Consider the following 14,328-nt stretch of genomic DNA (forward strand, 5'->3'; position numbering starts at 1 on the left):
TGAGTGAGTAGGTGCAGGGGCGTGACATGTGCAGAGTGCAAACTTTTCTACTGATGCCAGGCATTGGGGCCTCAGTCCGCCCCGCTGGCGGGGTGAGCGCAAGAGATTGATAGACCCTCTATCCGCCTGGCAACGGCTGAGGCGTCGTTGTGCGGGCCCTCAAAATATGGCCTATACTGGACTTTCGACCAGAATGAATTCTCGATCTGAAAACCGTACCTATCGATCTTGCAGTCGATGTGAATAAACCACCGACTCGCAGTGGCTCTGGCAACCAGGATCCAAGCCGGATCATGACACTAACCATGGAATCGGAGAATCAATGTGAAACTAATTCTATCAAGCGCAGTTCTCGCCGCTTCAACCTTGCTATTCGTACCCGGCGCCCAGGCGGCGGGTGGTCATCCCATGGGGTTCTTCGTCACTAGTCAGGGTATCGGTAACGGTGCCGACCTCGGTGGTATGGCAGGTGCTGACGCGCACTGCGCAAAACTGGCCAGTGCCGCCGGCTCCGGACGCACCTGGCGAGCCTACCTGAGTACGCAATCTACGGATGGTAAAACCCGTGGCGAATCTGCTCGTGACAGAATCGGCCCCGGACCCTGGTACAACGCCCGGGGTGAGCTGATTGCCAGCGATCTGGATGAGTTGCACATCAGCCCAAATATCATCAAGCGAACCGCGCTGGATGAGAACGGCAACCCCATCAAGGGGCGCGGCGATAAACCGAATGAGCATGATATCCTGACCGGTTCAAAGGCCGATGGCACCGCCTATTTTCCGTGGGAAAAGGGGGATCACACTTGCAGCAACTGGACCAGCTCCGCAGACGGTGAGGGTAGCGCACAGGTCGGCCATCATGATCGCCACGGTGGTGGCAACACCTCCTGGAATTCGGCCCATGGTTCCCGTGGTTGTAGCCAGCAAAATCTGCAAGGAACCGGTGGCGCAGGCTTCCTGTACTGCTTCGCGGTAGACTAGTAGCGGGTGAACCCGGACAGAGAACTCATCTACCCGCCGGGGGCAAGGTGAAACGCCAGGCTCATGGAGAAGCCCTCTAATCACCGTTGTAAAACCCGCACTTATCGGTTTGCCCCACTGCTGGCTATACTCTGTTTTGTATAACGCAACGCAGGGAAAGCAGGGATGATAAGCACTCAGGGATGGCGCTCGACCGGGGCGACACAGTTGGTGATTCTAGTGGTGGCGATTGTGCTCTGGCTGAGCCCGGTTCCGGCTGGCCTCAGCCAACCCGCCTGGCAACTGTTTGTGATCTTCATCGCCACCATCGCGCTGGTGATCTCCAGTACCATGGCGATCTTTACCGCCGCCATTATCGGACTTTCGGCGAGTATGCTCAGCGGCACATTAGATGCCGAACAGGCGTTCAGCGGCTTCAGTGAAGATTTTATTCTGCTGATCATCGTGGCCTTCCTGATTGCGCGGGGGGTCATCAGTAGCGGGCTTGGAAAACGCATCGCCTACCTGATCATCAGTCGCTTTGGTCACTCCAGCCTGGGTCTGGCGTACTCGATCATCGCGGCAGACCTGTTTATCTCCCCGGCCTTTCCGAGTAACACCGCCCGCTCCGGGGTACTGTTTCCCATCGTCAATGCGCTGGCCAGCGACAGTGGCTCCAGCCCGGAGGACGGCACGCGCCATCGCGTCGGCGCCTACCTGATGCTTTGCTCCATGGCCGGTATCTCCATCTCCTCGGCAATGTGGCTGACGGCGATGGCGACTAACCCCGCAGGCGTGGCGATGGCCCGCGAGCTGGGAGTTAATATTAGTTACGGTAGCTGGGTGTTGGCGGCATCGCTTCCTTGTCTGGTCGCCTACGCGCTGGCGCCCTGGCTACTCTATCGTTTCTTCCCGCCAGAGCTGCAGCATACCCCCGAAGCTCCGGCGGCGGCGCGTCAGGCACTGGCTGACATGGGGGCCGTGAGCCGTCACGAGTGGATTATGGCCGCCACCTTTGTGGGTATGGTAACGCTCTGGGTATTTTCCAGCAGTCTGGGTATCAATAACACGGCGGTCGCATTTGCTGGCCTGTCGGTATTGATGCTAACGGGTGTGTTCACCATTAAAGACCTGCACGAGGAGGGACGGGCGCTCGATACCTTGATTTGGTTTGCGATACTCTTTGCCATGAGCTCAAACCTTAATGCTTTCGGCTTCATGGGGTGGCTCGGTGGTCACCTGACCGAATGGGTGGCCGGTTACAGCTGGTGGTTGGTTTACTCCTCACTGATCGCAGGCTACGTGGTGATCCACTACTTCTTTGTTAGCCAGACGGCGCAGATGCTGGCCCTGTTCAGCGTCTTTCTCGGGGTGGGCCTTAATGCCGGTGTACCGGGGGAACTGATGGCACTAATGCTGCTGTTTGCCACTAACTTTATCTCGGTGATCGCGCCCCAGGGCTCCAGCGCCAACGTGATCTATCTGGCCAGCGGCTACCTGGAACCGGGTGAGGTGTACCGCTACGGCGGGCTGGTTACCCTCGCCAACACTCTGGTTTTTCTCAGCGTGGGAACGGGGTGGATTCTGTTGGTGCTGTGAGCGGCAACAGGGCGTTAAACCAGATTGCTTCGCGCCAGTGCCCCGTGGATCTTGCGGCTGCGGTTGGCGAGGGAGCGCAAGTCTCCCAGATTCGGCACTGCACCCCTGTTGAGCCGAATCTCCCAATCCTCCAGCTCCCGATCCAGGTATTCCAGCAACTTTTTTGAGCAGCCCCGACACCCCCCGGAGCAGATCTCCGCTTCGCTGAGCCCGAAGGGAATCTGGCGGCGAATATCGCCGATCAGCGCACGCATCGCATCGGGAGTGCGGGGGCGGGTGTTGGGTCCGGTGTGTGAAATGGTGGGGTCTCTTTCGGGTGCGGCGGTGCCGTAATTGTAGACCGGTCGACACCCGGTGGCACCCGATCGAGATTGGAGACGATTAATCGTAGTCCTCCACCAGGGTGGTCATCCGTTCCATACCCAGCTTGAGCTGGCGGGTAGACTCCGAGGTGGCGGCACTGGATTCGGTGGTTTCCACCGACAGCTCCCGAATAATGACGATCTTCTGGCTCATCTCCTCGGATACCGCCGACTGCTGCTCCGCCGCCGTGGCGATTTGGGTGTTCATCTCATTGATATGGGTGACTCTTTCCAGGATCGACGCCAGTGCCTGCTCCGCCTGAAGGGACTCCTCCACGGAACGTTCCGCGCTCTGTTTTCCGCGCTGCATAACGCCTACCGCCTCCTGCGCCTGGGATTGCAGCTTCTCGATCATCTGCTGTATCTCCTCGGTAGACTCCTGGGTGCGCTGGGCCAGCGAGCGTACCTCGTCGGCGACCACCGCAAAACCGCGCCCCTTGTCGCCTGCCCGCGCCGCCTCGATCGCCGCATTGAGTGCCAGCAGGTTGGTTTGCTCGGAGATGGAGCGGATCACATCGAGTATGGAGCCAATGTTATGGGTGTCGGCGTGCAGGCCATTAATAACCTCCTCCGCTTGCTCCACCTCGGTCGCCAGGTCCCTAATGCTGTGGCGGGTCTGGCGTACCACCTGATTACCCTGGCTCACATCTTCACTGGCCTGGTTGGCGGCGCTCGCGGCATCACCGGTATTGCGCGCAACGTCCTGTACGGTGGCTGTCATCTCCTGCATAGCGGTGGCAACCTGTTCGATCTCCATCATCTGCTCCTGCATCCTGAGGTCGTTCTCGGCGCTCATGCGCGAGAGCGTTCCGGTGGCACTCGCCAGTGATTGGCCGGACTCCTTGATACGGCCGATAACGGTTTTCATGCGGGCCTGGATCATTCGCAGTCCCGTCTGGATATCACCCAGCGCGCCGATCTTGTCGATGGGAATCTGCTGCTGCAACTCACCATTGGTGATACCCCGTGTTGAGCCGGCCAGCGAGCGCAGGGTTTTGACCAGGCGCTGGTCGACCCACAGGTAACAGCCCACCATCAAAGCCAGCGCCGCTGCACCGAGGGCGAGCTTGGCGCTGCCCTCCAGACCGCCCCAACCCATAGCGACGACCAGTGCCAGCCAGCCACCCTGAATCAATTTAAACTCGGTACTGGTGCGCAGGCGCCAATCGCGTTTGTGGGGCAGGTCGGACAGCTTCTGCTGACGGACTTCCTGATACAGCGCCTCGGCTTGTGCTACCTGCTCGCGGGAGGGGAGGGAGCGGACCGACTGATAACCCAGAATTTTATCCTGCTTTACGATGGGGGAGACAAACGCTTCGACCCAGTAATGGTCGCCATTTTTGCAGCGGTTTTTGACCAGTCCACGCCATGGCGCGCCGCCCTTGACCGTTGCCCACAGGTCCTTGAAAGCCGCCGCTGGCATATCCGGGTGGCGGATAATATTGTGGTTCTGGCCGACCAGCTCCTCCTCGCTGAAACCGCTGATCTCGATAAAATCATGGTTCACGTAGGTGATGATCCCCTTGGGATCGGTCATGGAGATGATCTGTTGTTTTGGCTTGAGTGTGACCTCGCGTTGGGTCACCGGCTGGTTGTTCTTCATCTACTGCATACCTGAATTCGTGGCTAGGTCATGATAGGGCGGCAGCATAAGCGGGCATGCGACCAATGGGTATTCTTAATCTCATCTTGTTTGATTAATATCAACTGCAGGCGCTTATTCATCGGCTGCACAGAGGGTAACCGATCGACTGAGAAAACTGTTATAGCCAAGGTCATACCAATTGTGGCCGCAGCCATTGCATAGATTATTGGCACGAATGGCCTCGTCTTGAGTTCTAACCTTTTCGGCGCTCGGGACGGTTTTTGTGGTGCCAGCAGTGCCCCGGCCATTGTTTGGTAAACCTGGCGCGGTCGAGATAAAAAGTACGCTGTTGAGTGAGCCGTCACACGCGCAGCCGATTAGCTTATCACCTGGCCCGGACTGCAGCCTTTGCGGGCAAACTGATTGCCCTTCACGGGTTGGCGCAAGCGGACTGCCGGATAACAGGGCGCTGTTGGGCGCCCTCGGTCAGCCGCGCCTCAGGGAGTGGGAGTGTCGGAGGTTACGGAGGTGTCTGCTGGGTCGTCGGGTTGGTTGGCGAGCTCTTCGTCGATATAGCGCTGCACATAGGTGAGCCCGTTGCGGGTGGTGGAGTAGGTCCAGGCGATAAACAGTACCCCGGTAACAATAAACGCCAGGGCAAAGGTCTGGAATATCAGTGCCGGGATCAGGGTGGCAGGCAGGGCACAAAGCACCATCCATTTACCCCGGTTGCGAATATTGGCCAGCAGCGCCTGTCCGGCCTGTAGGGTGTTGACGTCAGACCCCTGCAGGGATTGGCGCACGACTTCGTACTCTCGCTGGCGTTTGGTCGCCATACGACCGAAGGGATCATTCAATTGCATTAGACGGGTTCCCGGATTATCGGAGTTGGAATAGGTTAGTTTTCAGGGGGTAGATTGTACTCGCCTCGCGCCAGAGCATCAAAGAGCTCCTGCAGCCTGCCGCTTTGACGAAGTTTTATCAGTCCGCGATTAAATCGATCCATCAATTGCCGACTTTTGGGGTGCTTGTTTGAAAGCAGCAATTGGTCTTTGTGGTCACCGAAGGGTTTGGCGTGGTGGGTAAACTGCCGCTGCCCGGAAGGGGTGAACAGTTGGTTGATCTGGTAGTAGCCGACCTCCTTCAGTTGTGGGAATAGCTCCAGGCGTCCCAGTAACAGCTTGCGAAACCCCTGGTCGTCGGAGGCAGCCCGGTCGAGGTGCAGCAGACCTTCCTGCACGGCCTTTTGAAACTCAGGGCTGTACATATAACCTTCGGTGCCACCGATACTGCGACCTCGCAGGTCTTCGAATGTTTCCCACTCGAAGGGTGTGGTGACCAGATGGAAAAACACCCAGGAGGACTCCCACACGATGTCGCTGGCGATCAGGTGTTTCTTGCGCTCATCATTCAGCTGCCAACCGACGGTGCCGTCGTAATCGCCACTTTTAGCCAGCTCCAGCGCTCTGCGGGCAGGAAAGAATCGGTACTCCACCGTGATCCCTTCCAGTGCAAAGGCTTCGCTGACAATGTGGGAGCCGATGCCATTGTGCTTTTGGTGCGCAGAGAAGTAGGGGGGCCATTCACTGTTGGATAGCCGCACGACCTCGGTGGCCTGGGCGGTACCGGCGAACGCCAGGCCGATCAGCAGCCACAGTACAGCCTGCCGCATCGATTCGGTTACGGACTTGGCGGCAGGGCGCGGAGTTGATATCACCCTTTTTCGCGCCAATAGAGCGATCAATTTCAGCATGGTGCGTCGCGGGACGGTGGCGTCAGATTCAATAGAGCCTAGAGAAGATGGTTTACAACGTCAACAATACCCCGGCAGGTAAAACAAGATATGTCTGATGCATGCCGGTTTGCTAAGCTATTGAGGACGTTGGGAATATAAATAGGGGGAGCGCTAAATGGATTTTGATGCAGCCAGTAATGTTTTACGTATGGAGTCATTTTTTGCAGTGACGATCGGGATCGTGGTGTTGTTTGTCGGTCGCCGCTTGAACCAAGCCATTGGTTTTTTAAAAGAGTACAGTATTCCGGAGCCGGTTAGTGGAGGCATTCTGTTCTCGGTGTTGCTGACGCTGGTCTATCTGACGACCTCCATCGAGGTCGAATTTGATCTGGCGGCACGGGACTTTTTGCTGGTCTATTTTTTTACCACCATCGGCATCAACGCCAGTCTCAAGGATCTGTTAAAAGGTGGAACCCCGCTGCTGATCCTGTTGGGGATTACCATCGGCTATATGTTTGTGCAAAACCTGACCGGTATCAGCGTGGCTGGACTGTTCGACCTTGAACCCGCCGTTGGTCTGCTGGGGGGCAGCGTTTCCCTTATTGGTGGTCATGGCACCGCGATCGCCTGGTCCCCTCGCATCGCCGAGGGTTATGGGGTGGTCAACGCGATGGAGATCGGCATCGCCAGCGCCACCTTCGGCCTGATCCTCGCCAGTCTCATGGGCGGCCCAATTGCAAAATTCCTGATTACTCGGCATAGCCTCAAACCTGCGGCTCAAGAGTCGATGGATGTGGGGTTTGCCGATGAGAAGGAGGCCGATGGCAAAATCACCGCCTTCGGTTTCCTTGATGCCGTATTGGCGATCCATATCTCGGCGATCCTGGGCCTTATTCTCAATGAGGTGGTGGAGAGCGCGGGATTGCAGCTGCCCCTGTTTGTAACCTGCCTGTTTGCCGGCATCCTGATAACCAACCTGATTCCCGATAACTTTCCGCGTATCAGTGGTACTAAATGGCCCTCGCGACAACCAGCGGTGGCGTTGATCGCCGAGCTGTCATTGGGAACCTTCCTGGCGATGTCGCTGATGAGCTTGCAGTTGTGGACGCTGGTGGACCTGGCTGGGCCGATCTTCACCATTTTGGGGGCTCAGTTTGTGGTCGCCATTTTGGTCAATATCTTTGTGGTATTTCCAGCCATGGGTAAAAACTACGATGCGGCGGTGGTCTGTTCCGGTTTTGGGGGTATTTCGCTGGGCTCCACGCCGACCGCGATGGCGAATATGTCGGCGGTGGCCTCACGCTATGGTAACTCCCATCTTGCGTTTATTATTGTTCCCCTGGTGTGTGCGTTCTTTATCGACCTTGCCAACGCGCTGATGATTCCCTGGTTTCTGGCGAATTTTTAGGGTGATGCACCCAATAGGGCTAACGCCTGTTATTGCGGTTTTGTTAACGGCAAACCGGCATCAGTGAAAGGGTAAGATAGTAAACAGCCACCGCCAATACGGCGATGGCTGTTTGGGTTTACTTGCTCAAGACACCATCAATAGCCGCTTGTGCGCAGGCCTGGTCGAGGTGACCACCGGGTGCGCCACCGACACCGATCCCGCCGACTTTTTCGTCGTTCACCTTCAGCGGTAAACCACCGCCGAGAATCAGCAGGTTGGGGTCCATATCGCGCAGGCCATCGAGTTCCGGCATCTTCTTGATCAGCGCCGCCAGGTCGGCTGTCGGGCGACCCATGCTGGCGGAGGTGAATGCTTTCTTGCGACTGCTCTCAAGGGTGTGCGGGCCGGCCTTATCGGCGCGAAGCTGGGCGCGAGTCAGACCCGCGGCATCCACCACGGTGACGCTGACGTTATAGCCGTCGGCGGCGCAACTCTTGAGGGTGGCGGTGGCCAGTGCCAGCGCAGTATCCAGCGGCAGGTAGGGCTGGGTTGGCAATGAAGCCGCAACGTTGGAAAGGGAGGTGCACAGTGCAGCAGTTCCGATGAGGGCGGGAATCATTTTCATGGTGGTGTCCTTTAAGTGTGTCTTGGGTTGGCTTTATGTTCCCCCTCAGGTTAACCGGCCACCCTTGCCCCAGTATTACGGCAACATTACAGATCGGTAAGGTTGCTCGTACCCGACAACCTAGCGTGGTAATTTTGCTGTTATAGCCTCCAGGTATCGCCGATGAAACTGCTGCTAATTGAAGACGATGACACGATTGCTCGCTATGTCTGCAAAGGGTTGCAGCAATCGGGCTATGGAGTCGACCGCGTGGCGGATGGCGATGAGGGCCTGCAACTGGCGATTGAGGGTGAGTATGACCTCGCGATCGTGGATATTATGCTGCCCGGCCGCGATGGATTGTCGGTGATTGCCGAGTTGCGCGCCCGCGGTTCGGCCATGGCGGTGCTGGTACTCAGTGCCAAGCGTTCGGTGGAAGACCGGGTGCGGGGGCTGGAGACCGGCGGCGATGATTACCTGACCAAACCCTTCTCCTTCTCTGAATTGATGGCGCGGGTTCAGGCTCTGTTGCGCCGCGCTCAGGTGACGGTGCAAGCGGTCTCGCCCATGACGCTCGCGCTGGCCGACTTGAGTCTCGATCTCCAGCGTAAAACGGTCACTCGTGGCGGAGAAAAAATTCACCTGCAGCCACGGGAGTTCCAGCTACTGGAGTATATGCTGCGCCATCCGGGGCGGGTCATCACCAAAACCATGATACTGGAGCAGGTGTGGGATTACGGCTTCGACCCCCAGACCAACGTGGTTGATGTATTGGTGTGCCGGCTGCGCAGCAAGATCGACAAGGGCTTCGAGTTGCGCTTGTTGCATACGCTTCGGGGGGTGGGCTATGTCCTCAAACTGGATTAGTCGGCGCGTACACTCAGTACGACGCAATACCGCGCTGGACCTCACGCTGCGTTTTGCGCTGGTATTTTTGCTGTGCGTGCTGGCCCTGTTTGTTATTGTCGATCGTCTGTTCGCCAACGCCCAGCTGGAGCAGGATAAGCGTCTGCTGACCTCCTGGCTTGAAAGTTACCAGCGTCTGGAAAGTGGTGCTGGCCTGCACAAACTAGAACTGGTGATCGAGCGCGATGCGGCATTTTTTCAACGCAGCGGAATGCGTGTTGAATTGATATCGGCCGATGGAGCGCAAAAGCTGTTGTTGCAGCCGGACAATTGGCTTTCTGGTCAGGTGACTGAGCTCCGTTCACTGGGGTCGGGCTGGTTCAGTGAGCGAGTCGCTCGTGACGGAGCTGGGGAGTTTGAAGTGCTTGTCGGGGAAAGCACCTTGGGTGGAAGCCTGCTCTTGCGGATCAGCCTCTCGGCGGAGCCGAGGGAGAGGCGTTCGCTTGCCAATCGGCAGTTGATGCTGCTGGTGATGGTGCCGCTCTTTGTGCTGGGCTTGCTGCTAACGGCCTATTTCAACTGGCGGGCGTTGCGTCCGGTGCGTGATCTGATCGAAATCGTGCGTACGGTGCGGGCGCGGGAGATGAGCGCACGGGTATTGATACGAAACCCCAGCAGTGAATTGGGTGAGCTGGCACAGTTGTTTAACGAGATGCTGACCCGGATAGAGGAGTTGATCAACGCCATGCAGCAATCGCTCGATTCGGTGGCCCACGATCTGCGTACACCGCTGGCTCGAATGCGTTTGAGTCTGGAAAACGCGCTCACCACTGATGCGTCCCAGGCACGCGATAAGCCTGAAGCCTTGCGTGAAGCCCTGCTTGATTGCGCCGAAGAGAGTGAACGTATAGAGGGAATGCTGCGTTTGTTGCTCGATCTGTCGGCGGCACAAAGCGGGACCCTCGGGTTACAGCCCGAAACGGTAGAATTGACCGAACTGTTGCGTGAATGCGCTGACCTGTATGAAGACGTGGCTCAGGATAAAACGATTAGCCTGCGGGTCGAGGCACCCGATAGGTTGAGCTTGAAGAGCGATAGTGTGCGCTTGCGGCAGGTACTCGCTAACCTGGTCGACAACGGAATCAAGTACACCCCCGCCGGCGGCTGGGTGGAGATTGGCTGCCGCCAGCAGGCGGAGGGTGTTGAGTTGTGGGTGGCAGACAGTGGTATTGGCATCGACGCCAGCGATCAGGGGCAGATATTTGAGCGTCTTTACCGCGCCGATCAAAGTCGGCATGAGCCTGGCATGGGTCTTGGTCTCAGTCTCGTGCAGGCGTTGGTTGAAGCTTTGGGCGGCAATGTCTCGGTGAGCAGTAGTATGGGGCAGGGTAGCCGCTTTCTGGTGGAGTTGCCCTATCGTCCAAGCACTGAGTCATAAACGCCATCGTGCAGAAAATGATCGTATCGGGGGGCAGTTTAGGCTATGATGCGCGCCACACGAGCCCCGAGCTCGCAGAATTTCTTCTCAGTTAGCGCGGCCCTCTGCCGCCAGGACCCACCACTCTATGACGTTTTCCTCCCTCGGCCTCGCCGAACCGCTGCTGCGTGCGGTCGCCGATAAAGGCTATTCTGTCCCTTCCCCGATTCAGGAGAAGGCGATTCCTGTTGTCCTCAGCGGACACGACCTGATGGCTGCCGCCCAGACCGGTACCGGTAAGACCGCTGGTTTTACGTTGCCATTGCTGCACCGCCTGGCAGAGGGCAAGCCTGCCCGGCCCAACCATGTGCGCACCCTGATTTTGACCCCGACCCGTGAGCTAGCCGCTCAGGTGGGGGAGAGTGTGAGCGACTACGGGCGTTACCTTAATCTGCGTTCGACAGTCGTATTTGGCGGCGTAAAAATTAATCCGCAGATGATGGCTTTGCGCAAAGGCGTCGATGTGCTGGTAGCGACCCCCGGTCGGTTGCTGGACCTTTACGGTCAGAACGCCATCAAATTTGATCATCTCGAATGCCTGGTGCTCGACGAAGCCGACCGCATGCTCGATATGGGCTTTATCCATGACATTCGCCGTATCCTCAAGGTATTGCCGGCCAAGCGTCAGAATCTGCTGTTTTCGGCCACCTTTTCCGATGAGATCAGGCGTCTCGCCGGTGGCATCCTGCAAAACCCCCAGAGCGTAACCGCCACACCGCCCAATAGCACGGCACCCACGGTTGAACAGTGGATGCATCCGGTGGACAAATCCCGCAAGCCGGCGCTGCTAAGCCACTTGATTCGCTCGGAGCAGTGGGGGCAGGTGTTGGTGTTTACCCGCACCAAACACGGAGCCAACCGCCTTGCTGAAAAGTTGGGCAAGGATGGCATTTTGTCGATGGCCATCCACGGCAACAAGAGTCAGGGGGCGCGAACCCGCGCGTTGGCAGGCTTTAAGGCAGGTGAGGTGCAGGTCCTGGTCGCGACCGATATCGCCGCCCGTGGACTGGATATTGATCAACTTCCCCATGTGGTTAACTTCGACCTGCCCAATGTGGCCGAAGATTATGTGCACCGCATTGGCCGTACCGGCCGCGCCGGCGCCACCGGCAAGGCGATCTCGTTGGTCTGCGCCGATGAGGTGAAAGAGTTGATCGCGGTTGAGCGTTTGATTCAGCGCAAACTGGAGCGCCAACTGGTCGATACTTTTGAGCCCAGTCAGGCCCTTCCCGATAAGCCGCTCAAAGCCCCGGCCAAACCCAGCAGGCCCAAGAAAAATCACCGGCATGATTCGCGTACTCCTCGCGCAGGCGAGACTCCCCGTGAGGGAAACCGGGCATCGAAGCCGGGCAATCGTAGCTCTAAGCCGGTCAAGCGCGTATCGCAGCCGGCTAAAGCGCCACAAGGGGCAGCCCCGAAGCCTGCCGGCAGCAAAATCTCCCTGGGCCTGGGTCGTTCAGGACGCCGCTCCAGCCGCCAGTCGGGTGGGGGGAGTCTGTAACGCCCTCCTGACCCTGGGAGCGGTCCAAAAGCGAATCTGTTGAACGCAGGTTCGCTTTTTTTATGGGGGCCAGACTCATTGCCCGGGGCTTGTTGAGCAAGCAGGGAAAGCGGTACCCTAGAGGCTACGCTTCCCATCAATTGCGCACAGCGAGTGGGTAGGAATGGATTCTTTTGATCGACAAAATGATACCTCCGCCATGGTCGGCGGGGGAGTCAGCAACCTGTGGGCTCGCTGGGTGCGGCGGCTGGTGCCTCGCGGCCGCAAAAACTATATCGAGAGCCTGCGTGACCGCTCTCTGGTTTCCTTCTTGCTGACCACGCTGATTAGTGTTGCTATCGTTGTCCCTAGTGCGGCGATACTGCTGGGTCCCACCAGTTTTATAGGGTTACAAACCCTGTTCGGAGGTCTGGCGTGGTTTCTGTTTCAGGGAGGGGTTCTGTGGTGTTTTCATCGTGGAATGGAGCGCACACTGGCCGTCAACGTATCGCTGTCTTCCTGTTTCCTGATTCTGGCTATAACCGCCTGGAGCTCTAGCGGAATTCTGGCGGTTGAGACCCCGCTGGCCTTTCTATTGCCCCTGGTTGCCCTCTCGGCCCATGGTATCAGAGCGGCGATAGGCTGGTTGCTACTGGTGTGCTGTAACTGGTTACTGATGGGGCTGGCCTCCCATTTTGGCTTTGAGCCGAGTCATGTGCCGGATATGGCAATCAAGGCGGTGAATGCCAGTTTGTTCCTGATTGCCACCGCCGTGATGGCACTTGCGGTGATCAGCATCAGTTACTCGACGAATAGTGCGATGCAGAAGCGTCTTAAATCGATTGCCGAACGGCATCGCTTGCAGGCGCGGCACGACGGCTTGACCCATCTGCTTAATCACGACACCTTTATGAAAGTGTTGGCCTCCAGTATCGAGCGTGCTCACCATGCTGATTCCAGTTTTGCTCTGGCTATTATTGACCTGACGGAGTTCAAACAGGTTAACGATGAGATGGGGCATCTTATCGGTAATCAACTGCTGAGAGGTTTTGCGCGCGCGCTGCGCAAAACCTTGCGCAGCACCGATACCCCGGCACGGATAGGAGGCGATGAGTTCGCAGTTGTACTCGAAGGGGTCAGTGAGCGCGGCAGTATCAACATCGCCCTGGATAAAATGGTGACGGGATTAAACCAGCCGATCAGCACCGACAAGGGTGAGCTGATGCAACGAGCAGCGATCGGTGTTGCCCTGTATCCTGCCGATGCAACCTCCCTCAATGCACTTTATGAGGCCAGCGATGCGGCCATGTACCACAGCAAAAGGGAGGGGATGCCGGTGGTGTTCTGGCGAGATATCGATCCGCAGCGTTATGAGCGCAGTGCTGGCTCGGTCAATCCTGCGGGCTCTGGCCCCAGGGGCAGCGCAGGGAATTGATGCCCCAGGCGGTGGTTTCCCATCGGGGTGTTCTGCTGCTGGTGGACCTGCTCAAGATCGCACGCTCCTTTGTCGCCCTTCGCGGGGGAGGGTTCGGGTGACCGGGTAGTACTCACGCAAGCCGCCTCTGTCGGTGGGAGGTTGAAACACAAATCGTTCAATTCAAGCATGAAGTGCCCCCATGTGATGACGCTGACTTTCGCTCGAAGCTGAACGCTTCTTGATGTCACTACTGCTTATTTGTACATGTCGTTTTTTACGACACTGTACGTTACCTCAGTGTTGAGCCTGTTACCTGCTGAGACTAGGCTGATAGCATCTAAAGATTTCAGGGAACGATAGAGATGGGAATTCAGGGTGTGTGGTTGCTGCTGTTGATCTCACCAGCGCTCTGGGCGGGGGGTGAAGACGACCCCTTTACGCCCAGGATTAACGAGGGCGCTATTGGCTCGGGGCGGGATGATCCATTCACAGAAGAGATCAACGAGGGTGCGATCGGCTATGGGCGGGACGACCCCTTTACCGAGGAGATTAACGAAGGGGCGATCGGTACGGGACGGGATGACCCCTTCACGAAAGAGATCAACGAAGGCGCGATCGGCAGTGGACGCGACGATCCCTTTACCCGGGAACTTAACGAAGGAGCCATCGGCTCAGGCCAGGATGACCCATTCACTGAGGGGGTCAACGAAGGTCGCTGGTAGGCCGCAAGGAGAGCCCTTGGCGGTGCTATCGATCAGAATGGTTAATGGCCAGTAAGGCTGGCAAGGAGCAGTGCCGATGGGAAGGTCCAGGGAGTTTACGTTTCTTGAGAGGGCTTATCACGAGGCGGGCCACGCCGTGGTGGCACATTAT

13 protein-coding genes are annotated in these 14,328 nt (G+C 57.6%); 8 read left to right on the forward strand and 5 right to left on the reverse strand.

Annotated elements, in window-relative coordinates; translation table 11 throughout:
- The first annotated feature begins 324 nt into the window (after positions 1-324).
- Together ACP3PW_RS08980 and ACP3PW_RS08985 are read left to right on the forward strand one after the other, a co-directional pair.
- Entirely contained in the window at positions 325-981 is a 657-nt protein-coding gene (locus tag ACP3PW_RS08980) for a hypothetical protein (RefSeq protein ID WP_426416360.1), read from the forward strand.
- Positions 982-1,146: 165 nt separating this feature from the next.
- Positions 1,147-2,559, forward strand: a complete 1,413-nt coding sequence (locus ACP3PW_RS08985; protein ID WP_426416361.1) for a DASS family sodium-coupled anion symporter — start codon at positions 1,147-1,149, stop codon at positions 2,557-2,559.
- A gap of 14 nt (positions 2,560-2,573) precedes the next feature.
- Here ACP3PW_RS08985 and ACP3PW_RS08990 read toward each other — a convergent pair whose 3' ends face one another.
- From ACP3PW_RS08990 to ACP3PW_RS09005, 4 genes are all read right to left on the reverse strand, one after another.
- Positions 2,574-2,813, reverse strand: a complete 240-nt coding sequence (locus ACP3PW_RS08990) for a hypothetical protein (RefSeq protein WP_426416362.1) — start codon at positions 2,811-2,813, stop codon at positions 2,574-2,576.
- A gap of 127 nt (positions 2,814-2,940) precedes the next feature.
- Positions 2,941-4,524 carry a methyl-accepting chemotaxis protein gene (locus ACP3PW_RS08995; RefSeq protein WP_426416363.1) on the reverse strand — a complete coding sequence of 528 codons (1,584 nt, stop codon included), beginning with the start codon at positions 4,522-4,524 and terminating at the stop codon, positions 2,941-2,943.
- A 479-nt stretch (positions 4,525-5,003) separates the two neighbouring features.
- A complete protein-coding gene (locus tag ACP3PW_RS09000) occupies positions 5,004-5,369 on the reverse strand; it encodes a hypothetical protein (protein WP_426416364.1) in 366 nt (121 codons plus the stop codon).
- A gap of 35 nt (positions 5,370-5,404) precedes the next feature.
- Positions 5,405-6,259, reverse strand: a complete 855-nt coding sequence (locus ACP3PW_RS09005) for a substrate-binding periplasmic protein (protein ID WP_426416365.1) — start codon at positions 6,257-6,259, stop codon at positions 5,405-5,407.
- A gap of 157 nt (positions 6,260-6,416) precedes the next feature.
- On the opposite strand from ACP3PW_RS09005, the gene gltS reads away from it, so the two are divergent.
- On the forward strand, positions 6,417-7,649 hold the full coding sequence (gltS, locus tag ACP3PW_RS09010; protein ID WP_426416366.1) for a sodium/glutamate symporter: 1,233 nt from the start codon (positions 6,417-6,419) through the stop codon (positions 7,647-7,649).
- Positions 7,650-7,767: 118 nt separating this feature from the next.
- Here gltS and ACP3PW_RS09015 read toward each other — a convergent pair whose 3' ends face one another.
- Positions 7,768-8,256 (reverse strand): GlcG/HbpS family heme-binding protein, encoded by a 489-nt coding sequence (locus ACP3PW_RS09015; protein WP_426416367.1) that lies wholly within the window; start codon positions 8,254-8,256, stop codon positions 7,768-7,770.
- A 162-nt stretch (positions 8,257-8,418) separates the two neighbouring features.
- On the opposite strand from ACP3PW_RS09015, the gene ACP3PW_RS09020 reads away from it, so the two are divergent.
- From ACP3PW_RS09020 to ACP3PW_RS09040, 5 genes are all read left to right on the forward strand, one after another.
- Positions 8,419-9,102 carry a response regulator transcription factor gene (locus ACP3PW_RS09020; protein ID WP_426416368.1) on the forward strand — a complete coding sequence of 228 codons (684 nt, stop codon included), beginning with the start codon at positions 8,419-8,421 and terminating at the stop codon, positions 9,100-9,102.
- Entirely contained in the window at positions 9,083-10,519 is a 1,437-nt protein-coding gene (locus ACP3PW_RS09025; protein ID WP_426416369.1) for a sensor histidine kinase, read from the forward strand. The genes ACP3PW_RS09020 and ACP3PW_RS09025 overlap by 20 nt, the downstream gene beginning before the upstream one ends.
- Before the next feature lie 127 nt (positions 10,520-10,646).
- A complete protein-coding gene (locus ACP3PW_RS09030) occupies positions 10,647-12,059 on the forward strand; it encodes a DEAD/DEAH box helicase (RefSeq protein ID WP_426416370.1) in 1,413 nt (470 codons plus the stop codon).
- Positions 12,060-12,222: 163 nt separating this feature from the next.
- Positions 12,223-13,473: a GGDEF domain-containing protein gene (locus ACP3PW_RS09035; RefSeq protein WP_426416371.1), complete on the forward strand. Its 1,251-nt coding sequence runs from the start codon at positions 12,223-12,225 to the stop codon at positions 13,471-13,473.
- A 344-nt stretch (positions 13,474-13,817) separates the two neighbouring features.
- Positions 13,818-14,177: a hypothetical protein gene (locus ACP3PW_RS09040; protein WP_426416372.1), complete on the forward strand. Its 360-nt coding sequence runs from the start codon at positions 13,818-13,820 to the stop codon at positions 14,175-14,177.
- The last annotated feature ends 151 nt before the right edge of the window (positions 14,178-14,328 follow it).

It is taken from the genome of Aestuariirhabdus sp. LZHN29, assembly GCF_049985285.1.
Classification (GTDB): Bacteria; Pseudomonadota; Gammaproteobacteria; order Pseudomonadales; family Aestuariirhabdaceae; genus Aestuariirhabdus.

What these genes read in the sequence shown, in the direction of transcription:
- ACP3PW_RS09015 (WP_426416367.1), bottom strand. Translation starts at nt 8,256, where the DNA reads ATGAAAATGATTCCCGCCCTCATCGGAACTGCTGCACTGTGCACCTCC.
- gltS (WP_426416366.1), top strand. Translation starts at nt 6,417, where the DNA reads ATGGATTTTGATGCAGCCAGTAATGTTTTACGTATGGAGTCATTTTTT.
- ACP3PW_RS09000 (WP_426416364.1), bottom strand. Translation starts at nt 5,369, where the DNA reads ATGCAATTGAATGATCCCTTCGGTCGTATGGCGACCAAACGCCAGCGA.
- ACP3PW_RS09035 (WP_426416371.1), top strand. Translation starts at nt 12,223, where the DNA reads ATGGATTCTTTTGATCGACAAAATGATACCTCCGCCATGGTCGGCGGG.
- ACP3PW_RS08995 (WP_426416363.1), bottom strand. Translation starts at nt 4,524, where the DNA reads ATGAAGAACAACCAGCCGGTGACCCAACGCGAGGTCACACTCAAGCCA.
- ACP3PW_RS08990 (WP_426416362.1), bottom strand. Translation starts at nt 2,813, where the DNA reads ATGCGTGCGCTGATCGGCGATATTCGCCGCCAGATTCCCTTCGGGCTC.
- ACP3PW_RS09025 (WP_426416369.1), top strand. Translation starts at nt 9,083, where the DNA reads ATGTCCTCAAACTGGATTAGTCGGCGCGTACACTCAGTACGACGCAAT.
- ACP3PW_RS09030 (WP_426416370.1), top strand. Translation starts at nt 10,647, where the DNA reads ATGACGTTTTCCTCCCTCGGCCTCGCCGAACCGCTGCTGCGTGCGGTC.
- ACP3PW_RS09040 (WP_426416372.1), top strand. Translation starts at nt 13,818, where the DNA reads ATGGGAATTCAGGGTGTGTGGTTGCTGCTGTTGATCTCACCAGCGCTC.
- ACP3PW_RS09005 (WP_426416365.1), bottom strand. Translation starts at nt 6,259, where the DNA reads ATGCTGAAATTGATCGCTCTATTGGCGCGAAAAAGGGTGATATCAACT.
- ACP3PW_RS08985 (WP_426416361.1), top strand. Translation starts at nt 1,147, where the DNA reads ATGATAAGCACTCAGGGATGGCGCTCGACCGGGGCGACACAGTTGGTG.
- ACP3PW_RS09020 (WP_426416368.1), top strand. Translation starts at nt 8,419, where the DNA reads ATGAAACTGCTGCTAATTGAAGACGATGACACGATTGCTCGCTATGTC.